The sequence below is a fragment of the Micromonospora sp. WMMD737 genome, assembly GCF_049179055.1.
Lineage (GTDB): Bacteria > Actinomycetota > Actinomycetes > Mycobacteriales > Micromonosporaceae > Micromonospora > Micromonospora reichwaldensis.
Window position 1 is genome coordinate 2,165,872 of the sequence record NZ_JBMHMH010000001.1, and the last position, 22,735, is coordinate 2,188,606.

The window sequence follows — 22,735 nt, forward strand, 5'->3', positions numbered from 1 at the left end:
ATTGATCGGCAACGCTACGGCAGGCCGTAGGGCAGGTCAACGATGCAGTCAGGGCTGTCGATCGGCATCAGCAGGCCGGGCACGTCGCGTCGGGAGCCATCGCGTGGAGGACGATGTCCTGGCCGGCCCGTCCCGCGGTCCACCAGGCGACGCGGAAGTAATTACGAAGCTTTGTTTACAGTAGGGTCCCGGCTGCGGTATATCCAAGGGGCCCGATGCTTCTACCTGCGTCGTTCCACGACCCTGCCGAGAGGTGACCCCACCCATGCTCAGAAGACGCCTGATGGCGATCATCGCGACGGTCAGCATGGCCGTCGCGGGTGCTGCCGCAGCGCTGCTGCCAACGACACCCTCGGCCGCGGCCGAGGCCTGCGCGGCGCCGTACAACAACAGTGCGGTCTACACCGCTTCCATGCGCGCCTCGCACCAGGGCCGGAACTGGACCGCGAAGTGGTGGACGCAGTACGAGACGCCCAGCACCGGTGGCTCCGGGGTGTGGCAGGACAACGGTCCCTGCGGTGGGGGCGGAGGCGGCGACACCTGCAACTACCCGAACTGGGCTGCGGGCACCTTCTACCCGGCCGGCTCGATCGTGCGCTACACCAACGGCAACCTCTACCGGGCGAAGCACGAGAATCCCGGGTACGACCCGGTCGTCAGCACCTGGTACTGGGAGCCGCACACCTGCTCCGGCGGGGGCGGCACCACTCCGCCCCCCGGCGGCACCGGCGGGTTCCCGGTCAGCGAGGCACAGTACAACCAGATGTTCCCGCTGCGAATCCCGTTCTACTCGTACGCCGGCCTGATCGACGCGGCCCGCAAGTATCCCGCTTTCACCGGCACCGGCGACACCACCGCGCGCAAGCGTGAGGCGGCGGCGTTCCTGGCCAACATCGACCACGAGTCGGGCCAACTGCGCTACGTCGAGGAACAGAACCAGAACAACTGGCCGCTGTACTGCGACCGCTCCCGGCCCTACGGCTGCCCGGCGGGCCAGTCGGCCTACCACGGTCGGGGCCCGATCCAGCTCAGCTGGAACTTCAACTACAAGGCCGCCGGTGACGCGCTGGGGATCGATCTGCTGAACAACCCTGACCGGGTCAAGAACGAGGCGTCGGTGGCGTGGCAGACCGGCGTCTGGTACTGGATGACCCAGAACGGCCCGAACAGCCAGACCGCGCACTCGGCGATCCTCGGCTCACAGGGCTTCGGCGGCACCATCCGCAGCATCAACGGCGCTCTGGAGTGCGACGGCCGCAACCCGGCCACGGTGCAGAACCGGGTGAGCACGTATCAGCGGTTCGCGCAGATCCTGGGCGTGGATCCGGGCGCCAACCTGTACTGCTGACATCCGGCGGGGGCGCGGCCTGGCGGCGACCGCGGTCTCGCAGTGAGCACCTCCACACCCGACGCACGGCACCGGTTCACCCAGCCAAGGAATGAACCGAGACGCTGCCACAGAAAGACGCTGTCAGGGCCACCGTCCTGGCCCGGCACCGGGCCAGGACGGTCGACCCCTCCGACGCCGGCAAGACGACACTGGCCAGACTCGTCAGCGAGGCCATCGCGCCGGGGTGTCGACGCTGCTGGCCTGCTCGGCGCTCCGGCGCTCCTACCGGGACATCCTGCGGCAGGGGCCGCCGAGCGTGCAGTTCGTGCACCTGGACGGCCCGACCGGCATCATCCGGGAGCGGATGACGGCACGCGTCGGTCACTACATGCCGGTCAGCCTGCTCGACTCCCGGACCGCGAGGTTGGAGCCGCTGAGCCCGGACGAGAACGGCCTGGTACTCGACCTACGGCTCCCCACGGAGCAGCTCGTGCTGGCGGTCGCCGACCGGCTGCGTCGACCACTTCCACGTCCGGTTACGTGAATATCGTCAGCATGGGTCGTCCACACCGGCGTGGACGTGGTCGGCTACGCGCGCGTCAGGATGCTGCCGCCGGCGACGAACGCGTCCAGCCCGGCCCCGGTGAGGCCGTCGTCGACCTGCGGCGCGCCCACCGCTCCCCGACCCCTAAGTGAGGATCGAAGATGTTGCTTTGATCCACTGGCTGTGCGTACGATCCCCCACCAGGAGGGCTTTACATGGTAAAGCGGCATCCGACTGCCAGGAAACGCGGTCGGATGCGGCGCTCACCTCATGGTGAGTTGACTATTTCTTTGAGGTTTTTTGCTGCGATCACATGAACGCTCGACTGCCCGCGGCGAAAGCCGTCGGGTCAGTCGACCTTTCCCCGGGCATCCTTCCACACGAGGGCCGGAGCCATTCAAGCATCTTTCCGCCTTCAGGCGGAAAGGGCCGGAAGGCACACCGCCAGAAGTGTGGCCGCGCGATTCCGCTCCGCAACAGTATCACTAGTTCCCTGTCTATGCGCTGCCACCAAGGAGCCGAAGCATGCACGACGTCTTACTTCGGTCTTCCGTGGAGTCCCGGGTGGGGTGTGACCCTCTGGAGCATCCTGACGGCGGCCTCGACCAGACGGTCAGCGTAGGTGGTCTCAGCTGATGCCCACGGACCTGGCCGGCGTCTAGAGCGGGCTGCCGGCCCGGCAGCACTCCCCGCACGGCTCACGTGCCCGCCCTTGCCCACTCCCCGTTGTCCCTCCTCCTGCTGGTCCATCCCTCTCCTTCCACGCCAGAGGAGAGAACGCAACCCACCTCTGCCACAGGAGCGGCCGTGACTGCGCAATCGCCCGAGTTAGCCGACCGGGTTCCAGGAGACGAATCACTCCTCGAACTGCCAACCGACCGGCCGCGTACCCGTGCTGCCGGTGGCCGTATTGCGGACGAGCCGTTCGCCATCACCGGAGTCATGGCCGAACAGGTCGACGCACTGGCTGGTCGGGTCGGGACCGACAGGTGGGTGGTTCTCCAGACCGCGTGGCGCCTGCTGCTGCACCGGTACAGCGGGCAGAGGCGATTCGTCATGGGTGTCATGGGTGCGCCCGTCGGGTCAGCCAGGGCGCACGAGCACACCACGGAGCCAGGCATCTTCGTCGAGTGTGGCGATCCCGGGCCACTGGGATTCGACGCGTTGGCCAGAGCGAACGCCGCCGAGCTCAGGTGCCTCCTTGGCCACCCGGCAGAACGACCGGGCGACGGCGGACGCCGAGCCGGATCTCGGGCCCGGACGGCACGCGCGGTGTTTGCCTGGTACGGCGAGGGGACGACGGTCCACGGCGAGCCGTTGGAGTCTCCCGTGGCCGATGGGAGCACCTTCCGGGCGGAGATCAGACTGACGATGACCGCGACCTCCGCCGGTCTCGACGGTCGGCTCAGCTACGACCCCGAACTGTTCGACCGCGACACCACCCGCCGCATGGTCACCCACCTGATGACTCTGCTGGGCAGCGCATACGCTGATCCGCACACCCCTGCTCGTCTTCTCACCCTGCTGACGTCCGACGAGACCGCCACGATCACCCGGCAGTGGGGCCGGGGCAGGACAGCCAGCACGCCCGACCTGTGCCTGCACGAGCTGTTCGAGAGGCAGGCGGACCGGGTGCCGGACGCCGTCGCGGTCTCGTGTGGTGACTCCACGCTCACCTATGGGGAGCTGGAGCGCCAGGCCAACAGACTCGCTCGGCTGCTCCGTCAGCGCGGGATCGGGCCGGAATGCCGGGTAGGCGTCCTCCTGGGGCGGGAGCCGAGGGTGATCGTCGCGATCCTGGCGATCCTCAAGGCTGGCGCAGCATACGTACCGCAGGACCGCGATCAGCCTCTGGAGCGCACGGCGACCACTCTCGCGGCCGCCGGTGTCAGCCTGACCATCACGGATGCCGACACCGCTGACCTCCTGGTGCCGACCGGTCTACCCGTTCTGGACGTCGATCGGCACGCCGCCGAGCTGCGGGCACAACCGGGCGACCGACCGGAGTCCCTCGCCGCCCCACGCAATCTGGCGTACGTCATCTTCACCTCCGGCTCCACCGGCACGCCGAAGGGCTCGATGATCGAGCACCGAAGTGCCGTGAACTACCTGCTGTGGGCTGATTCCGTGCTGCCCACGGGCCATCGGCAGGGCACCCTGGTGCACACCCGGCTGAGCTTCGACTTCACCGTGCCGTGCATCTTCGTACCCCTCATGCGGGGCGCGGAGGTGGTGTTGCTGCCCGACGGCGCGAGGATCGACAAGGTGGTCGACGCGCTCACCGGCGACGCCGACTTCGACTTCGTCCGGCTCACCCCGTCGCACCTCGAAGTCCTCGAAGGGCAGCTTCGACTGCGGGGCGGAGGACTGGCCACCAGGACGCTGTTCGTCGGCGGTGAACCGCTGCGGCTGGAGGTCGTCAGGTCCCTCGCGGCCCGGGCAGCGGGGCTGACGGTGCTGAGCCAGTACGGCGCCACGGAGGTCACCGTCGGCGGTTGCTGCGTGGACGCGACCGCCGTTGCCGCCGCGGGCGGTCGAGGCACCACGCCTCTGGGGCGCCCCAACCCCAACATCGACGTCTACGTGCTCGACGAGGATCTCCAACCGGTCCCGTACGGGGTCGTCGGCGAAGTGGTGTTCGGTGGTTGCGGGGTCGGCCGCGGCTACGTGAGGTCACCGGGTCTCACCGCTGAGCGTTTCGTGCCCGACCACCTCGGCGGCCGCCCTGGTGCCCGCCTGTACCGGACGGGGGACCTCGGACGGTACCGCGCGGACGGGACGCTGGAGATCGTCGGGCGCCGGGACCGTCAGGTGAAGGTGAACGGGCATCGGATCGAACTCGGTGACGTGGAGAACGTACTGCACACCCACCCGGGAGTGGATCGGGCCGTCGTAGGCGTGGTCGGTCGTCCGGACGGACGGCGTCGCCTGGTGGCCCACGTGCAGCCTCGCCCGCTGGTGGAACCGGTCACCGCCCGACGCCTGCGGGAGATGTGCGCCGCCGTACTGCCGTCGTACATGGTGCCGACCGACATCGTCATCGTGGAGACGCTGCGGCTCACGCCGAACGGCAAGATCGACGTACGGGCCATCTCCGATCACGCCGGCCGCGTCGGCGACGAGCCCTCTCCCCTCAGCCCTGACGAGCAGCCGATTGCGCGGGCGTGGCAGACGGTGCTCGGGGTGGACGTGGTGGAGTCCGCAGACGACTTCTTCGCGCTTGGTGGCGATTCCCTCGCGGCGATGCGCGTGGTGCACCTTCTGGAATCGGCGGAGCATGTCCGGATCGGGTTGGATGACATCTTCGCCCACCCGGTCCTGTCAGCACTGGCGGCGAGGGCGGAGAGGGTGGCAAGTCCCGCCCAGCCGGCCGTCGCCGCCGGAGAGGTGGCAGGCCAGCCGGCCGGCGCCCTGTCCCCGACCCAACGCGGTCAGTGGCTCCTGCACCAGGTGTATCCCGAGCTACCGATATACAACGTCCCCCTGGCCTACGAACTCACGGGGCAGATCGACGTGGCCGCGCTGCACCAGGCGTTGCACCTCCTGGTGAGCCGGCACGAGGTGTTGCGCACGTCCTTCCCGGAGAGCCGTGGCGTCTCCACCCTTCGGGTGCATCCCCAGGCGGACGTCAGTCTCGACGAGGTCGATGCGACGGGGAACGACCCAGCGGTGCTGGAGGCGCAGATGCGCCTCGTGGCGCGGACACCCTTCGACCTCGAACGCGCACCCCTGCTGCGCGGCAGCCTGGTGCGGCTTCGCCCCGACAGGCACGTTCTGCTGCTCTGTCTGCACCACATCATCTGCGACGACTGGTCGATCGCTGTCCTCACCAAGGAGCTGGGCGAACTCTACGACAGCATCGTGGAATCGCGGCCGGCACGACTGCCGACGCTCGACGTCACGTACTCCGAGTTCGCGGCGTGGTACCAGCGATGGCTCAGCGGCGACCGGCTGGCGCGCCAGCTGGACCACTGGCGTTCGGCCCTCGCCGGCTACGTCCCCTTCAACCTGCCCACCGACAGGCCGCGCCCGAAACAGCGACCGGTGAGCGGCGATCGGGTCGAGGTCGACCTGCCCGGTCCCCTCATGGGCCAACTCCGTGCGACGGCAGAGGATCACGGCTGCACGCTCTTCATGGCGGTCGCCGCGGCGTTCCAGGAACTGCTGGCACGATACGCCGACCAGGATGACGTGGCGATGATCGTGCCGGTCGCGGGCCGCCATCATCCCGGTACGGAGTCTCTCGTGGGGCTCCTGATGAACACGGTCGTCCTGCGCGCCCACACCGGCGGCGCGCCGACGTTCGTGGAGATGATGGAGCGGGTGAGGCAATCGGCGCTCGGCGCATTCAGCAACTCGGACGTGCCCTTCGTCCAGCTCGTGCAGGAGCTCAGCCCTCCCCGCGACCGGAGCCGCCAGCCCTTCACGCAGGTCGCCTTCGCACTTCAATCGGTCACGCCTGCCCCCGTGACTTTCGCCGGCACGGAGGTCCGACAACTGTCCCTTCACAACGGAACTGCCAAGCTCGACCTGATGGTCGAGGTGATCCCCGTTTCGCCGACACGATGGTCGTTGCGCGCCGAATACGCTACCGAGGTATTCGACCGCGAGGCGATACAGGAATTGGTTCTGCACTTCCGCCAGCTACTCACCGTCGCAGCGCGGGACCCGAAGGCACAGCTCTCGGGGGTGCAGCTGGTGGAGGAGCGTCACCCCTCGTAGACGGCCGTCGAGCTTGGTGTTGCCGTCCAGCGCCGATGTCCGACAGCGGAAGTTGCATGGCGAGCCGGATGCACCGGTCGACCCCTCGATACATAGAAATCGGTCAGGAATGAGAAGCGATTACCGCCCCGGCAGGCGAACCGTCATCCTGTGCGTCGCGGCCAGCGATTCCCACGTCGTCGCGAACCACCTCATAGCCTATTTGCTCAGATCGCGCGGCTTCCACGTGGTGAACCTCGGCGCCTGCACGACGGTGTCCGACATCTGCGATGCGCTTCTCCGGTGGCCTGAAGCGGAGGCGGTGCTCGTCGGCAGCCTCAACGGACACGCACGACAGGATCTCGCCGACCTGCCGGCGGCGAAGGAACGCGGGGCGATCACCTGCCCGGTGATCGTCGGGGGAAACCTGTCGGTGGCCGTGGCCGACGACATCAGCCAGGAGGCGGCCCTCTACGCCCTGGGGGTGGATCACATCCTCCGCGACCCGTCCACGATTCCCACGGTGCTCGATCAGTTCCGGGGGCGACCCGACGGCGAGGTGACCGCCTTCTCGGGTGCGCCACGCATCGAGGAGACAGCCGATGGACACCGATGAGCTTCCATCGGCTGCCGATTCGATCGGTTTCATCAAGGGGCTGAACAAGCCCACTGTCTCCGATGTCCTGAGGGCGGCGCAGGCCCAGGGCCTGGTGGCGGTTCAGCCGCGCTGCGGTGTCGGCGGTCATGAGCAGATGCGCGCCCTGCTGCTCGCCCTCGAAGAAGGCGCCCGTCCCGACATCCTGAGTCTGACGATCGACTCCTACACGCGGCTCAACCAGTTCGACAGGGCGCTGTCGTCGCTGTCCAACGCCCCTGAGGAAATGAACGGCTACCCGTTGGTGACGCACGGTTGGCGGCGCGGACGCGACCTCAACCAGGCGGTCTCGGCCCCGCTGGAGGTACGCCATGGCTCTCCGTTGCCGCACCGACTGTTCGACACCACGATCGCGTCAGGAATAACGTCCTTCGAGGGCGGCGGGATTTCATACAACCTGCCGTACTGCAAGGACGTGCCGCTCGCGGCCTCGTTGGACGCGTACGCGGAGATCGACGCGAGGTGCGGCGAGCTGGCTCAGGCGGGCGTGGTCGTCGACCGTGAACTGTTCGGCAGCCTCACCGGCGTGCTCGTGCCGCCGTCGGTCAGTCTCGCGATCAGCGTGTTGGAAGCGGTCATGGCCACCCGCGCCGGCGTGACCTGCGTGTCGATCGCGTATCCGCAGGCCGGCAACCTGGTGCAGGATGTCGCCGCGCTGCGCGCGATCCGGTCTCTCGCGAGCCGCTACCTACCCTCGTCAGTCGACGTGCATCCGGTGCTGCACGAGTTCATGGGTGTCTTTCCGAAGAGCCGCGCCCGCGCCGAGCAACTCATCTTCGCGGGAGCCCTGACCGCGAGGCTCGGCGGCGCGGCGAAGGTGGTGACGAAGACGATCCAGGAGGGTTACGGCATCCCCGACGCCTCGGCGAACGTGCAGGGGATGCGCCTCGCACGGATCGCGAACGCCCCATTCGTCCAGGCCATCCGGCTCGACGAGGACGCCCTGGCGGAGGAGCAGCACTGGATCGAGCGCGAGGTGGCTGAGATCGTGGGACCGCTGCTCGGCGCCGCCGATCTTCCACTGGCAATCTCCTCGGCGTTCGAACGCGGCTCCCTGGACGTTCCCTTCAGCGCGAGCAGGCACGCGAGGTCGAACGTCATGCCGTGTCGGGATCGTGCCGGCGCGGTCCGCTATCTGGACGCGGGCGGGCTTCCCTTCTCCGAGGACGTCATGCGTCGGAACCGCAGCCTGCTCGATGACCGGTGGCTCACGGCCACCGATCACGACCGGATGCGACTACTGATGGCAGACATCAACTACTTCCTTGAGCCGCCAGGGCAGCAGGATTTCGACTTTGCGCCGACTGTGGTTGATTCGGCAACCCAGGGAGCTGATCCGGAGGAAACGTATGCTGCATGACTGGTTCATCCGGAGCGTCGAGAAGTATCCGGACGAGCCCGCGCTGGTCGCCGACGGACGGCAGTTCAGCTATGCCGAGCTCGACGGGATCTCCCGCACCATCGGCCACCGCCTGCTCGCCGAGGGCGTCGACCGGCCACGGGTCGGCCTGCTGTCCACGCGTACCGTCGAAACCTACGCGGCCTACCTCGCGGGGCTGCGGATCGGCGGTGTCGTCGTGCCGCTCGACCCCGCCCATCCTGCCGATCGCCTGGCCGTGGTCGCCCGCTCGGCCGGCCTGGATTTCATCGTCGCCGACGACACGGCGGACGCCGCACTTCTGGACGCGCTTCCGGCCCGTGTCGTACGCATCGGGTCGCCTTCGGCATCGGACGTCGCTGCCGGATCGGCGTCGCGGGACAGCCTTGCCGACTGGGCGGGCGATCCTGACGACCTCGCCTATCTGCTGTTCACCTCAGGCTCGACGGGCCAGCCCAAGGGCGTGCCGATCACGCACGGCAACGTGGACCCGTTCATCGATCTCAACGTCGCCCGCTACGGGATGGAACCGGGCTGCCGACACTCGCAGATGTTCAGCCTGACGTTCGACCTGTCGGTCTTCGACATGTTCGTCACCTGGGGATCTGGCGCCGCTCTCGTGGTGCCGTCGGCCGACGACCTCTACGACCCGGTCGAGTTCGTCAACAAGCACCGGTTGACGCACTGGTTCTGCGTACCCTCTCTGGTCTCCATGGCCACCCGGGCGCGGCTGCTGTCTCCGGGATGCATGCCGTCGCTGCGCTGGAGCCTGTTCTGCGGGGAGCAGTTCACGCTCAACCAGGCGCAGGCATGGGCCGAGGCGGCGCCGAACAGCACGTTGGAGAACCTCTACGGGCCGACCGAGCTCACGGTGGCGATGACGTCATACCGCCTACCGAAGGAACGCGGCGCCTGGCCGGCGACATCCAACGGAACAGTGCCGATCGGCGCGGTGTACCCGCATCTGGACGCTCAGATCGACCCGGAATCCGGCGAGTTGCAGGTGCGGGGCTCCCAGCGGTTCCACGGCTATCACGACGCCAAGGACAACGAAGGGCGGTTCGCCGAACCCGCCCTTCCTCAACCCGGGTCCGACCGCCCCGGACCAGGGCCTGAGGCGTGGTACCGCACCGGCGACCGAGTCGCCCTCGAAAATGGCATCCTCGTTCACCTGGGCCGCCTGGACCACCAGGTCAAGATCCGCGGATACCGGATCGAGATACCCGAAATAGAAAGCGCCATGCGGATGTGGGCAGGGGTCGATGACGCGATCGTCCACGCGGTCGCGCATCGCGACGGGCAGCTCGAGCTCGCCGCCGTCTGCACCGGTGACGTTCCGTCAGCGCCTGAGCTACGCAGACGACTTCGCTCCCACCTGCCCGACTACATGATCCCTACGCGCATCGCGACCCTGGACGGCCTTCCGGTGAACGATCGCGGCAAGACCGACCGAACCGCCTGCGCGGGACTGCTGCAGAAGAGGTTCGCGCGCTGAGTCCGGTCCTCCGAGTGGTGGCCTCAGCGGCGAACGGCCGGGCAGAGTCCGAGTGTGTCCCTTCTACTTCTTTGGAGAACCTGATGCCCATGGATCAACTTGCGCGGAAGTCGCTGGAGGAGTCGATGTGCGCCCTGTTCGCCGAGTGCCTCGACATCGAGACCGTTTCGGTGACGGACGACTTCTTCGACGTCGGTGGCCACTCGTTGCTCGCGGCTGAGGTCGTGACGAGGATCAACGACGAACTGGAGGTCGACCTGAGGCTCCGTGACTTCTTCCGCAATCCGACTGTCGCGGAGGTCTGTGAGCTCATCGCCGAACAGGAGGGCGTCGTCGAGAGCGAGCGCTCATGAGGACACCCATCACCACATAGGCCCGGCCGGCTACACGTGTGACGTCGTAGCCGAACCGGTCACCGGTCCGGGCAGCGCCGCCGCTCCGGCCCTGTCCTCGTCGGACAGCGCCTCGGCCAGCGGCCCGACACTGGCGGGACTCAGCTTCCAGCGGTGGCTGTCCCCCGGCGGTCACCGCTCGGCGATTGAGAGCCGGAGTTGAGGAGCACCGGTGCGAGCAGGGTGCCTCGTTCGGTGGTGCCGCGGATGACGGTGCTCGATTCCCTGACCAGTCGGGAGGTGAGACCGGTGAGCCCGGCCGGTCCGTAGTGCAGCCCCCACACCGCGTGCCAGTCTCGCACCGTGCCGCCCTGCTCGTCGTAGCCCGGCTCGGTCCGGGGCACCACCCGCCGCTGCACGATGTACCGGCCGTCCCTGGCCGCCGTCGTGAGCGCGGCGCGCCAGGTCGTGTCGTCGACCGTCCAGCCGGCCACCGTGCCCTCCCCCCGGGCCAGCGTGGTCGGTTTGAGGATGTTGTCGGACCGGTCGCGGATCAGACCGGTCAGGTCGTACGAGGCGTCGATCCGGGTCGCCCGGGGCACGATGCGGCGCAACGCGGCGCGTTCGGCCTCGGTCAGCGCGTCCTGCACCGCGGGCAGCTGCACCAGGGCGAGGCAGGACTTGCTGTTGAACACGTCATGCGCCGGTACGGTGACCACCGGCGGCATGGTGCCGTCCGCTGCGGGGTGCAGCCGCCGCCAGGCGATCGCCGGTTCCGGCTCGGCGGCGAGTTCCTCCAGGTTGAACAGCCGCAGGATCGCGCTGACCCCGGCGACACCGTCGGCGATGCTCCCGTCGGGTTTCGAGAGGTCGGCGATCTCTGCCAGCCGGGTCCGGAAGGGGCGCGTCTCGATCCGCTCGGCCATCGGCTGCCATGCGGCGGCCCACTCCGCGAGTGCCCCGGTCGCCTCGACCATCAGCACCTCCCTGAGCGCGCCAGGCGTTCCGCCTGCACGCTCCGGTGCCGCCGCGTCCAACACGTCGACCACGCCGGTGACGGAATCGAGGTGACGTAGCCCGTGCCGCTCGGCGAAGGCGCTGAATCGCGGGTCGGCCAGTATCGCGGCGCCCAGAGGCGCCCGCGACACCCCACCGACCGCGGTGCTCAGGCCCAGCTCGATCACCTTGAAGCCGGTGCCGTCGTGGATCAGGTCCGCGCGCCCGTACCGGACGAGGCTCGGCAGGTCGGTGTCGACGAGCATCGGGCGGATCGCCGGCGGCGCGTCGGTCAGCGCGCCGAACGCGGCCAGGCTGCCGCCCGCGAGAAGATCGGGCAGTCTGCCGACGACGTCGAGCAACACCTCGAAGTCGGCGTAGAACGAAGCGATCTCACGCTCCGCGACGAACATCGGGCGCGGGAAGGTCCGCGCGGCGAGTTCCGGCCCCAGCACCGCGACCGCGTGATCCGCTGGCAGGTCGGCCGGCAGCTTCCCGGCTCCGACCGCCCTCAGATAGTCCGCGGCGGGGTCGGGAAGGAACACCGGGCCGGTGGACCCCATCAGGCGCCCCCTGCCCTGGTCGCGACGCGCAGGTGGTGCGGCGCGCCGTGGCAGGAGCGGGTCGGCGTCGGCCGTTGAGGCTGACAGGAGCAGGGCATGGTCTGCCTCCAACTGGCGCAGCAAGCGGTGATCGGCGTGCAGGAGTTGACAGCGACCCGGTCGAAGGTGGCTGTCGACGGAGTGGAAGGACTCGGTTCCTCCTTGGCTCCGACATCGTGAAGAGCTCGAACCCGAGGGCTGGAAGGAGCCGCTGCCAGCGTTCGACGAGTGATCAAGGCCATGATCAGCCATAACTGCCTGTTTGGCAACGAGAGATTTGCCGGTCCCGGGATTCCCGCACCGGGGTTGCCGCCCATCAGCCCGCAGCCGACATGAGCACGGTGGGATGCGGCCGCCGCTGACGATCGCCACGACGAGCGTCATGAGGATGGCGGCGGCGCCGCGGCGTGCCCGGCCGCGGCGCCGCCGGTCCTCAGAGGGTGCTGCCGGTCACCGTGGTGCCGGTCCTGGTGATGCGGTACGTGGTCCGCGCGCCGCTCCAGAAGTGGAACGTGAGGGTGACGGCACCATCGTCGACCTCGGCGAAGAACTCGGGCTTGAGCAGTATCGTCGACGCGGCGTAGTCGGGCTGGAAGTGCTGCCAGAACTCCTTGTACGGGGTCCAGTCGGCCGGCCCGGCGGGACTGCCGTCGGCGTACTTCGCCTCCATGGTGGCCAGCTGGTCACCGCGGAACTGGGTCGGGACGGCGAACGACTGCGTCGTCCCCGTCGCGGCGGCCTGGGTCGGCGGGTCGGAGGTGACGACGTCGATCCGCCACGGCGCGCCCGCCGAGAAGCGTGCCTCGATGCTGGCGTTGACGCCGTACGCCCGGTTGCCGGCGAGCCGGGTGAGCGCGGCCGGGGTGAGCGTGAGCGTGTTGCCGGAGACGGTGTAGTCGGCACCGTTCGCCAGCGCCGTGCTCCCCTGCCACAGCCCCTGGAAGGTCAGGCCGTTGAGGTTCAGCGTCAGCGACTTCGCCGGGATCGCGCCGCTGCGCGGCACGTACACCTGATCGGAGGAGGCGGTGCCGGAGCGGGTCGTCCAGCTTGCCTTGAACATCTCGTAGACGCCCTGGTCACGCCATTGCAGCGTGGTGCGGTTGAGGAACTGTCCCGCGTCCCACAGCATCGTGGTCAGCTTCCGGACGCGGGCGTTGTAGCCGACAGCTTCCAGGAACTTGAGGAACTCGCCACGCTCGATGACGCCCGGCCGGTTGTGGTCCCAGTTCAGCAGGGCCCACTCGCCGATGATGACGGGGATGCCGCGGGCGACGAAGGTGTCGTGGACGCGGTCGAAGGTGCCGATCAGGTCCTGCTCCACCGTGGCGTCGTAGCGGGTGCCGCCGGCGATGTTGACGCTGAACGGCCAGTAGCCGTAGAAGTGCACGGTGGCGGCCAGGTTGGGGTCGTCGAGCGCGTCGAACTCGGCGGTCAGCGCGTCGAGCCGCCCCTGGTCGGCGTTGGTGTGCAGGGTCGGCAGCACCAGCAGCCGGGTCGCGTTGCCGCCGCCGCTGTCGCGGACCAGGTCGACGAAGGCGGCGTTGAGTTCCGCGAGCACCTGGTAGTTCTGATCGTCGCCGGTGGTGCCGGCGAACTGCGGCTCGTTGATGCTCTCGAAGACGAGCTTCTGGGAGTCGTCGCGGAACTCGTCGGCGAGCTGGCTCCACAGCGCGGTGTACCGGGCCATGACGGTCGTGCGGTCGGACGGGTACGTGTGATCCACTGCCACGAGTCGTGGTGCAGGTTGACCATCACGTAGAGGTCCTCGGCGAGCGACCAGTCGACGATCTGCCGCACCCGGGCCAGCCAGGCCGCGTCGATGGTGTAGTCCGGGGCCGGGCCGTGGTGGTTGCTCCACGTGATCGGCAGCCGGATGCTCTTGTAGCCCTGGGAGCGTACGTGGCGCAGCAGCGCCTGGGTGGTGAGCGGGTTTCCCCAGGACGTCTCGTCGGGGATGGCGTCGAGGGTGTTGCCCAGGTTCCAGCCGGGCTCCATCGCGGCCACCGTGGCCATCGGGTCGGCCGGCCGGGGCGAGGTGGACGGTGAGACGGTCGGGCTCGTCGACGGGCTCGTCGTGCCGGTGCAGGCGACCCCGTTGAGGGTGAACGCGGACGGCGCCGGGTTGCTGCCGGACCAGGAGCCGTTGAAGCCGAACGACACCGTGGCATTCGTGCCGATCGCCGCGTTGTAGCTCGCGTTGGTCGCGGTGACCTGGCTGCCGGAGGCGGTCACGGTCGCATTCCAGGCCTGGGTCACCCGCTGCCCGGACGCGAACGTCCAGCCCAGGCGCCAGCCGTTGACCGGGTCACCGAGGTTGGTCACCCGGACGTCGGCGGTGAAGCCGCCGGGCCACTGCGCCGTCGTGGCATAGGCGACCGTGCAGCCGGCCGCGGCCTGGGCGGTGGCCGCCACGGCCATGCCGGTGGTCAGCAGCGCGGCGACGCCCAGGGCGACGACCCCGGCGCGCAGACGTGTTGTTCGCAGTCTCATGAGCCGGTCGGCGAGGTCGTGGTGATGGGGACGGCCGCCGGTCGCCGTGGCGACCAGCACGCGGTTGAGGGCATGGGTTCTCCAGCGCTGGAAGGAGGAATGGCCTGCGCGCCGGCCGGCCGTACCGGCCGCACGCAGGACGGATCTGGCGCGGAGGTGCCCTTCCTCCGCGCGCTGCGCTGCTCCCGCCTTCCGCCGCCCGAGGCGGCGAAAGTTTCGCGCTGGACGGTACGCTTTTTCCTTGACGCGCGTCAATGCCGTCCGCGCGACCGCCCGCGACGTTGACTTCACCGGCCCGCTTTCCTAGCCTTTCCGGGCAACTATCGCTGTCGATGGAGAAAATTTCTCTCACCCGTGGGGAGCCGCATGAGTGTCGGGCAGCAGGAGACGGCCACCCGCGAGCGTGCGGCCGGTCCGCCGCGCTGGGCCGACGGCACGTTCCGCAACCCGGTGATCCCCGGCATGCACCCGGACCCGAGCATCTGCCGCGTCGGCGAGGAGTACTTCCTCGCCTGCTCCAGCTTCGAGTACTTCCCGGGCGTGCCGATCTTCCGCAGCCTCGACCTCGTGCACTGGGAGCAGATCGGCAACGCGCTGGACCGGCCGAGCCAGCTCTCCCTGCCACCGCAGATGCCCTCATCCGGCGGCGTCTACGCGCCCACGCTGCGCCACCACGACGGCCGGTTCTGGCTCATCGTCACCAACGTGGCGCCCGACGCAGGCACCATGCTGTTCACCGCCACGGACGCCGCCGGGCCGTGGTCGGAGCCGGTGCGGCTGCCCGACGTCGCCGGCATCGACCCGGACCTGGCCTGGGACGAGAACGGCGACTGCTGGTGCACGACGGCCGGCATCCACCAGGTGCGCGTCGACCCGCACACCGGCAGGATGCACGGCCCGCCGCGCCGGACGTGGTCCGGCGCACCCGGCGCGCAGGCCCCGGAGGCCCCGCACCTGTACCGGATCGGCGACCTCTGGTACCTGCTGATCGCCGAGGGCGGCACCGAGCGGGGGCACGCCGTGTCCATCGCCCGTGGTCCCGCCCCCGACGGGCCGTTCGAGCCCTGCCCGGCCAACCCGATCCTCACCCACCGCGGCACGCACCGGCCGATCCAGAACACCGGCCACGCCGACCTCGTCCAGGCGCCCGACGGCTCCTGGTGGATGGTGCTGCTGGGGGTACGGCCGGGCGGTGGCACCCCGGGATGGCACGTCCTGGGCCGGGAGACGTACCTCGCGCCGGTCACCTGGGTCGACCGGTGGCCGGTGGTCGGCGACGTCAGCCCGGTCATGCCCGCGCCACCGTGGCCGCCCCGGCCGGTGCCCGCGCCGTCGGTCCGCGACGACTTCGACGACGCCGGGCTGCATCCCCGCTGGGTGTCGGTCCGGTCCCGGCCCGCCGACTGCTGGTCGAAGGTGACCCGCCCGGGCTGGCTCACCCTGCACGCCCGGGGTGCCTCGCTCGACGAGCCGGACGTGACCTTCGTCGGCCGTCGCCAGCAGCACCTGTCCTGCCGGGTCCGGGCGCTGGTCGACCCGGCCGAGGGCGTGGGCGGGCTCGCCGTACGCCTGGACGAGCGGCACCACTACGACATCGAGGTCGGCGACGGCCTGGTGCGGGTCGTGGCCCGGCTGGGGTCGGTGCGCCCGACCGTCGCCACCCGCCCGGTGCCACCGGGCCCGGTCCAGCTCCGCGTCGACGTGCTCGCCTCCCCGCCCGGCAGTTGGAGCCCGTGCGAGGAGCCCGACGTGCTGCGGCTCGGCATCCAGCACCCCGACGGCGACTTCGACCCGCTCGCCGAACTCGACGGCCGATACCTGTCCACGGAGGTGGCCGGCGGGTTCACCGGCCGGGTGATCGGCGTGTACGTCGCCTCCGGCACCGTCCACGTCGACTGGTTCGACTACGAACCGCTCGACGTGGCCGGCACTATCCTGGCGCCGTGACCCGGACCGGCCGGCGAGGAGAGGGGGTCGGGGTGTCGCACGCCGAGTCAGGGAAGGTCGTCGCCAGCCAGGACCACCGGCCGGACGATCCGTCCCGGCCCGTGACGATCTCCTACATCGCCCGGAGCGCCGGCGTGTCCGTCCCGACGGTGTCCAAGGTCATCAACGGCCGGTCCGGCGTGTCCGCCGACACCCGGGCGCGGGTCGAGGCCCTGATCAGCCGGTACGGATACCGCCGGTCGTCGCCGGCCACCCGCAGCAACATGATGGAGCTCGTCTTCGACGAGTTGCAGCACATGTGGGGCATCGAGATCATTCGAGGGGTCGAGCGGGTCGCGCGTGAACAGCGCGTCGGCGTCGTGCTTACCGAGTTCGGGCCGGAACGCAGCGCCATCCACTACTGGATCGACGACACCCTCGCCCGCCGCCCCGACTGCGTCATCACGGTGGCGCAGTTGACCGACGAGCAGCGCGACCAGCTACGTGCCAGGGGCATCCCCTTCGTCGTGCTCGACCCCACGAGCGAACTGCCCGACGACGTCCCCTTCGTCGGCGCCACCAACTGGGCCGGTGGCCGATCAGCCACCCGCCACCTCATCCGACTCGGCCACCGCCGCATCGCCGTCATCGCCGGGCCGGAGCACGTCCTGTGCAGCCGCGCCCGGCTCGACGGCCACCGCGCCGCCATGGACGCCGCCGGCCTCACGGTCGACCCGGGACTGGTCAGCAACGCTCCGCTGACCACCGAGGCCGGCCACGAGGCCGCCCTGGCGCTGCTGAGCCGCGAACCACGGCCGACGGCCGTCGTCGCCGGCAACGACCTGCAGGCGGTCGGCGTCTACCGCGGCGCCCGCGACCTCGGCCTGCGCATCCCGTCGGACCTCAGCGTCGTCGGCTTCGACGACCTGCCCATCGCCGCCCTGATCGACCCGCCGCTGACCACCGTGCGTCAGCCGATCGTCGAGATGGCGGTGGCGGCCACCGAACTCGCTCTCGCCCTGGGCCGGGGAGAGCGGACGACCCAGGTCGGCATGGAGCTGGCCACGACACTCACCGTCCGCGGCAGCACCGCCCCGCCCGGGGGCCGGTAGGACGTGCGCGACAGCCGCGGGTTCCGGCACCCGCCGGGACCACGCGTCCCGGCCGTCGGTCACCGCAGGCTTCCGGCCCGGCTGTCCGGGCCGCAGCAGGTCGTCGACGCTGTCGCGCAGCGCCCTGCGCTTCGCGTGCCCGGTGTTGAGCAGCAGGCCGGCGACGTGCTTCCCGACCGTACGCGGCGAGAGGCGCGACAGCGAGGCCAGGCCCTGGTGGTCGTGGCCTTCCCGGGCAACACGAGCACCTCGTGTTCGTGGCCGGGTACCCGCCGGCCTTCAAGATCAACCTCAGCAGCTCCGTATTCTCGACCAGTTCGTTGACCGCCGCCACGGCATCGTCGAGGCTCGGCTGCGGCACGCCGGCACGGTCAGCGTGTCCGGCGACGAACCTGCGACCCGACTCAGACCCCGCTACGACGACCCGGTGACGGCCCGTCTCCTGCCGGAGTCGCGGACGGCCCCGGTGCCCGTCAGCTGAATCCCGGCGCCTGCCCCGGTCACCTGCGGGTGATCGGGGCAGGCGCCACCGGGCGAGACCGAAGGAAGGGGTTACGACCTGTTCCATCCGGTCGAGGTGCTGGCCTGGCACTACTACATCCGCCAGAACCAGGTCCGACACTGGTTGGATCACCGGGCGCCGGTTACTGGCACGACCTGGACCGCGCCGGCCGCCGCCGGGTGCTGACCCTGCTGCGGTACGCCATGGTGGGCGCTTCGGCACCGGCCCGGTCCGTTCGATGGCGGCCTATCAGGAGTACGCGGGCGTCGACTTCGCCTGGCGCACCGCGACGGCCGGGACGCTGGCCGGTCAGCCGTCGGGCCGCACGGGCGCCCCCGCCCGCCCGCCGACGCGTCCCGAGGGTCCGCGCCGGTGGCGGCTCCGGTTCACTAAGCTGCCCCCGTGGCAGCGTGTCCCGAGCTGACCAGGCCGGTCCCCCACGCGGGGTCCGGTCACGGTCTCTCCGGGGCAACCCCGGGGACGCAACCCTCACCTGGGCACCACACCGCAGGTGCGTCGGCACGCTCCGCGAGCCTCTGCACCCGCACGACCGGGCATCGTCGGGACACGCTGCCACGACCGGCGGCCCGCCCGTGACCACCGTCCACGCCCTCGCCACCGCGCTCGCCGACGCGTTCCTCGCCGGCGACGGCTGGCGCCGCGCCGACCTCGTGGACCGAGGCGGGCTCGTCCTGGGGATCCGGCGGCGCTGGCTGTGGCCGGTCACCGACGCGACCCTGGTCGCCTATCCCCACCCACCACGCGACCGGCCACGCGAGCTGGCCGCGTTCATCGCCACCCTCGACCCGCTGCGCGCGGCAGTCGCCGCCGCCCGCCAGCACGACCGGCCGATCGTCATCCGGAGCCGGCCCGTGACGCCGACCCGCACCGTCCGCCGCCCCTGGCACACCCCGGTCGTCGACGACGTCGGGGCCCTGGCCGCGATGCTCGACCTGAGCGTCGCGCACCTCGACTGGTACGCCGACCGTCGCGCCATGAACCGCCGCGCCACCGACCAGCAGCTGCACCACTACCGGTACCGGTGGGCCGGCCGCGGCCGGCTGATCGAGGCGCCGAAGACCCGGCTCCGCGCCCTGCAACGCCGGCTTCTCGCCGAGGTCCTCAGCCGCATCCCGGTCCATCCCGCCGCACACGGCTTCGTACCCGGACGCTCCGCGCACACCTTCGCCACCGCCCACGCCGCACAGCCGGTCGTCGTCCGGGTCGACCTGCTCGCCTTCTTCACCCACGTCCCCGCCGCCCGCGTACACGGGCTGTTCCGCGCCGCCGGCTATCCCGAGCCCGTCGCCCACACCCTCACCGGCCTGTGCACCACTCGTACGCCGCACCCCGTCCTCCGGCGGGCGCCCCACGACCTGCCGCACCGGGCGGCGCGGCTCGCGGCGCTGCGCACCGGCCACCTACCCCAGGGCGCGCCCACCTCACCCGCACTCGCCAACCTGTGCTCCTACCGGCTCGACCGCCGCCTCACCGGCCTCGCCGACGCCTACGGGGTCACCTACACCCGGTACGCCGACGACCTCGCCTTCTCCGGCGACCTCACCGCCCGCCGGACCCGCGACCTCATCACCGCCGTCACCGACGTCGCCCGCGACGAGGACTACCGGTCCCATCCCGACAAGACCCGCGTCCGCGGCCAAGCCGATCGGCAACTCCTCGCCGGGCTCGTCGTCAACCAACGCCCCGCCGCCCCCCGCGAGGAGTACGACCGGCTCCGCGCCATCCTGCACAACGCCGCCCGCACCGGCCTCGACGCACAGAACCGCACCGGCCACCCCGCCTTCGCCGAGCATCTCGCCGGACGCGTCGCCTGGATCGGCCAGCACCATCCCGCCCGCGCGGCCAAACTCGCCACGTTACTGGCCGAAGCGCTCGCCCGCCCGTAGCGGGGACGCGTGACCCGCGTGGGCGGGGCGTCAGGTGTTGACCGGACGGCGGGCGATCAGGCGCACGTGGGTGACGGGCCAGTCCAGCGGCTCGCCGGCCGGGGTGCTGAGGGCGGCCACCGGGGCGAGGCGGTTGGTGACGATCCAGTCGTTGCGGGACGTCGCACTCGCGGGGTCGATCTCGAAGCCGAGCGAGGTCCCCGATCTGACGTTCGCGGGCGCGGTGAAACCGGACCCGCAATACCCGACGCTGTCCACGACGTCGGTCGGCCCGCGTTTCCTGACCCGATACGACGGCGAGTTCGATCCGACGCAGATCACCGAGGACATCCGCTTCACCCGCTCCGCCACCGATGAGCCCCACCGCGCGGTCGTGGTCGTCAGGGAGTACGTCCGCTCCGGAAGGGGCATGCGGGACAATGTCCGGGTAGCGCGGATGCCGGCCTGCGACGACGGGTGGTGCCGGTCGACCGCGCCACCGCAGCCGCCGCCTACAGGAGGCTCTGCGGCGACGATCTGCCGGCCGATGCCATCCTTCGTACCCACTTCACCGACCGCCCGGCAGCCAGGATGCCAGCCGCACTGCGGCTGAGCACGCCCGAAGCCAGCCCGGAATTTCACGAGACACGCGTCTATCGCATCCTGTTCGCCAACGAGCTGTCCCCGGACGGCCTGACGGCCCTGCGCACGGCCTGGCAGATGTCGGCCACGGGCGACGTGACCGATCCGCGCACTCGCGTCGTGGGAACCGCCGAGCACCGCACCCGCGGCGACGTCTTCGTCTGGGATCTGCGCCGGATCGGCACGGGCAGCGCCTGGTGCCTCGATGTGACGTGCAAGCTGGCCGGGAGCCGGGACGGGGCCGTGAAGCTCCTGCTGCGGGAGTTGACCACGTGCTCGAACAACGCTTCGGCAGCCTGTGATCATCGACGACAGCTACCGAGGCAACGCCGAGGTGATCATGCCTACCGCAAGCCTGCCGACGGCAGCGACCTGCCCGCCTGGAAGGAAGCCCTCAACGTCGAACACCGCACCGTCCGAGCGGGGGTCGCACACTCCCCGGCCAGGATGAAGTGCTTCAAGATTCTGCGCGACTACCGTCGCGCCGCCACACATTGGCCGACGCCGCTTCCGGCATCGGCAACCTCCACAACATCATCCTCGCCGACTGACCGCCGCTCGGTCCCAGGCAACGCCTTCACAGTTACGAGACGTGCGTTCCTCAAGTCCATGATCCCGCACCATTCCCACGCCACCCTGGTGCGCCAGGAGGCCCAAGTCACCGATCCGGAGATCGTGCGACTCTGCGACCAAATCGTAAAATCGCAGCAGGAAGAAATCGCCCAGATCAAGGACATTCTCGACCGGCTCTGACCACGAACCGGCCGTTCCGCGTCGAATCCACTGCGGCCAACCGCCGTACGTTGAAGCACTAAGCGCGCCTCAACTGGCCGACGACGCCTGGGACGCCGGGCCCGGACAACTCTCCGAGGGCCGCGTCGCGTCCCAGCAAGGTGGTGATGAGGGCGGAAGCAGGGCCGGCCACCTGCTCGCCCGTGCCGTAACTCCAGTCGAGGTCCGAAGCGGTGAACCGACGCCCGTCGAGGATGCCGTCGGGGAGGCTACCGCGGCCACGGCCAACCAACTCGTTGAGGACGATCACGCCGACGGTGGGCCCGACGACGTGGTCGAGGCCGAGAGGCCGGTAGAGGTCCGCCTTGTGAGCGACGAGATGGCTCAAGCCGGCGGCCTGGGAGACACCCGGTGTGCCGAAGCGTTTGCCGTCGATGGAGTTCAGCGCGGTGAGCAGTTGGTCGGGTGTCCGCGGGTCACGGCGCGCCCACTCGTCGGCGACCCGGTCGAAGCGGAACCGCGCGCGTGCCAACTGACCGAGCAGCGAGAGGGCTGAGATCTCGTAGGGCATCAGCAGGTGCGCGGTCAGGTCGCGCACCGTCCAGCCCGAACACAGGCTCGCGGTCTGCCACGCCTCGTCGGCGAGGGAGCTCAGGTCGGCGACCAGCCGGTCGCGTTCGACCATGGTCAGGTCCTGGACTTCTTCCCGGGTCATGTCCACAGAACCACTCTAACATTGTTAGAGTGGTTCTGTGCGAACTTCCTCCCGTGACCGCTCACCCACCTCCGCACCCCACGGTTCTTCCCGGCGGCCGGTGGGCCTCACCCGAAGCGATGTCGTCGCTGCCGCAATGGAGATCGTTCGCACCGACGGCGTCGCCAAGCTTTCGATGCGTAACCTCGCCAGCGCACTTGGCATTCAGGCGCCGACCCTCTACCACCACGTGCGCGACAAGGCCGCCCTTCTGGACCTGATTTCCGCCGAGGCCTTCAGATCTCTCAACCGGCCCGAGGGGGCTTACGACCACGTCACGACGCTGGCCGAGTGGGTAGCCGCTCTACGGAGGGATATCGCGCTCCTGCGCGGCCTCTACCGCCTCCACCCGGGCCTGGCCCGTGCCATGGTCGACCATGCCCACATGGCGGACACAGGACTCAGGAACAGCAACGTCGAGCCACCGGAGCTGGCAGCTCTCATCCGGCTCGGAGTCCCGCGCGAACCAGCGCAACGAATGATCGAAGCCGCCGCACGGTGGACCATGTCTGCCCTCGCCTCGGAGGACTCCGTGGCTGACCCTCTCCTCCGCGACAGGCTGTTCCACGACGGGCTCGCCTTGTTGCTGCTCGGCATGGAACGCGAACTGGAGAGCCGGGCCGCCAGCTACAGATCTTGAATTGCCCGCGCAGTCTGC

17 protein-coding genes and 1 pseudogene are annotated in these 22,735 nt (G+C 69.9%); 13 read left to right on the plus strand and 5 right to left on the minus strand.

Features of this window, described 5'->3' with window-relative positions:
- The first annotated feature begins 265 nt into the window (after nt 1-265).
- The 7 genes from ACN27A_RS08420 (at nt 266) to ACN27A_RS08450 (ending at nt 10,456) form a co-directional block, all read left to right on the plus strand.
- Nucleotides 266-1,348 (plus strand): glycoside hydrolase family 19 protein, encoded by a 1,083-nt coding sequence (locus ACN27A_RS08420; RefSeq protein WP_421451100.1) that lies wholly within the window; start codon nt 266-268, stop codon nt 1,346-1,348.
- Between the two features lie 226 nt (nt 1,349-1,574).
- Nucleotides 1,575-1,874 (plus strand): hypothetical protein, encoded by a 300-nt coding sequence (locus tag ACN27A_RS08425; protein WP_421451101.1) that lies wholly within the window; start codon nt 1,575-1,577, stop codon nt 1,872-1,874.
- Nucleotides 1,875-2,681: 807 nt separating this feature from the next.
- Nucleotides 2,682-6,596, plus strand: a complete 3,915-nt coding sequence (locus ACN27A_RS08430; RefSeq protein ID WP_421451104.1) for an amino acid adenylation domain-containing protein — start codon at nt 2,682-2,684, stop codon at nt 6,594-6,596.
- Nucleotides 6,597-6,705: 109 nt separating this feature from the next.
- Nucleotides 6,706-7,191, plus strand: a complete 486-nt coding sequence (locus ACN27A_RS08435) for a methylaspartate mutase (RefSeq protein WP_421451107.1) — start codon at nt 6,706-6,708, stop codon at nt 7,189-7,191.
- Nucleotides 7,178-8,590 carry a methylaspartate mutase gene (locus ACN27A_RS08440; RefSeq protein WP_421451110.1) on the plus strand — a complete coding sequence of 471 codons (1,413 nt, stop codon included), beginning with the start codon at nt 7,178-7,180 and terminating at the stop codon, nt 8,588-8,590. Before ACN27A_RS08435 ends, ACN27A_RS08440 begins: the two co-directional genes overlap by 14 nt.
- Complete coding sequence (locus ACN27A_RS08445) at nt 8,580-10,103, plus strand: AMP-binding protein (RefSeq protein ID WP_421451113.1); 1,524 nt, start codon at nt 8,580-8,582, stop codon at nt 10,101-10,103. Before ACN27A_RS08440 ends, ACN27A_RS08445 begins: the two co-directional genes overlap by 11 nt.
- A gap of 89 nt (nt 10,104-10,192) precedes the next feature.
- On the plus strand, nt 10,193-10,456 hold the full coding sequence (locus ACN27A_RS08450) for a phosphopantetheine-binding protein (RefSeq protein WP_421451115.1): 264 nt from the start codon (nt 10,193-10,195) through the stop codon (nt 10,454-10,456).
- Between the two features lie 140 nt (nt 10,457-10,596).
- Here ACN27A_RS08450 and ACN27A_RS08455 read toward each other — a convergent pair whose 3' ends face one another.
- From ACN27A_RS08455 to ACN27A_RS08465, 3 genes and pseudogenes are all read right to left on the minus strand, one after another.
- Complete coding sequence (locus ACN27A_RS08455; protein ID WP_421451117.1) at nt 10,597-11,994, minus strand: hypothetical protein; 1,398 nt, start codon at nt 11,992-11,994, stop codon at nt 10,597-10,599.
- 472 nt (nt 11,995-12,466) lie between these two features.
- Nucleotides 12,467-13,720, minus strand: coding sequence for a cellulase family glycosylhydrolase (locus ACN27A_RS08460; protein WP_421451120.1), 1,254 nt, complete (start codon nt 13,718-13,720; stop codon nt 12,467-12,469).
- A 95-nt stretch (nt 13,721-13,815) separates the two neighbouring features.
- Nucleotides 13,816-14,523, minus strand: a pseudogene (locus tag ACN27A_RS08465) (cellulose binding domain-containing protein); the annotation flags it as partial.
- Nucleotides 14,524-14,889: 366 nt separating this feature from the next.
- Between ACN27A_RS08465 and ACN27A_RS08470 the strand changes: the two are divergent.
- From ACN27A_RS08470 to ACN27A_RS08485, 4 genes are all read left to right on the plus strand, one after another.
- Entirely contained in the window at nt 14,890-16,470 is a 1,581-nt protein-coding gene (locus tag ACN27A_RS08470) for a glycoside hydrolase family 43 protein (protein WP_421451123.1), read from the plus strand.
- Entirely contained in the window at nt 16,467-17,561 is a 1,095-nt protein-coding gene (locus ACN27A_RS08475; protein WP_421451125.1) for a LacI family DNA-binding transcriptional regulator, read from the plus strand. The genes ACN27A_RS08470 and ACN27A_RS08475 overlap by 4 nt, the downstream gene beginning before the upstream one ends.
- Before the next feature lie 577 nt (nt 17,562-18,138).
- Nucleotides 18,139-18,249, plus strand: a complete 111-nt coding sequence (locus tag ACN27A_RS08480; RefSeq protein ID WP_421451127.1) for a hypothetical protein — start codon at nt 18,139-18,141, stop codon at nt 18,247-18,249.
- Between the two features lie 407 nt (nt 18,250-18,656).
- Entirely contained in the window at nt 18,657-19,970 is a 1,314-nt protein-coding gene (locus ACN27A_RS08485; RefSeq protein ID WP_421451130.1) for a reverse transcriptase family protein, read from the plus strand.
- A gap of 30 nt (nt 19,971-20,000) precedes the next feature.
- Here ACN27A_RS08485 and ACN27A_RS08490 read toward each other — a convergent pair whose 3' ends face one another.
- Nucleotides 20,001-20,381, minus strand: a complete 381-nt coding sequence (locus ACN27A_RS08490) for a hypothetical protein (protein WP_421451133.1) — start codon at nt 20,379-20,381, stop codon at nt 20,001-20,003.
- Nucleotides 20,382-20,429: 48 nt separating this feature from the next.
- Here ACN27A_RS08490 and ACN27A_RS08495 point away from each other — a divergent pair, with 48 nt between their 5' ends.
- Nucleotides 20,430-21,344, plus strand: coding sequence for a DUF305 domain-containing protein (locus tag ACN27A_RS08495; protein ID WP_421451135.1), 915 nt, complete (start codon nt 20,430-20,432; stop codon nt 21,342-21,344).
- A gap of 58 nt (nt 21,345-21,402) precedes the next feature.
- On the opposite strand, the gene ACN27A_RS08500 is transcribed toward ACN27A_RS08495, so the two are convergent.
- Complete coding sequence (locus ACN27A_RS08500; protein ID WP_421458403.1) at nt 21,403-22,038, minus strand: maleylpyruvate isomerase family mycothiol-dependent enzyme; 636 nt, start codon at nt 22,036-22,038, stop codon at nt 21,403-21,405.
- Between the two features lie 136 nt (nt 22,039-22,174).
- Between ACN27A_RS08500 and ACN27A_RS08505 the strand changes: the two genes are divergently transcribed.
- Nucleotides 22,175-22,717 carry a TetR family transcriptional regulator gene (locus ACN27A_RS08505; protein ID WP_421451138.1) on the plus strand — a complete coding sequence of 181 codons (543 nt, stop codon included), beginning with the start codon at nt 22,175-22,177 and terminating at the stop codon, nt 22,715-22,717.
- Nucleotides 22,718-22,735 lie beyond the last annotated feature (18 nt).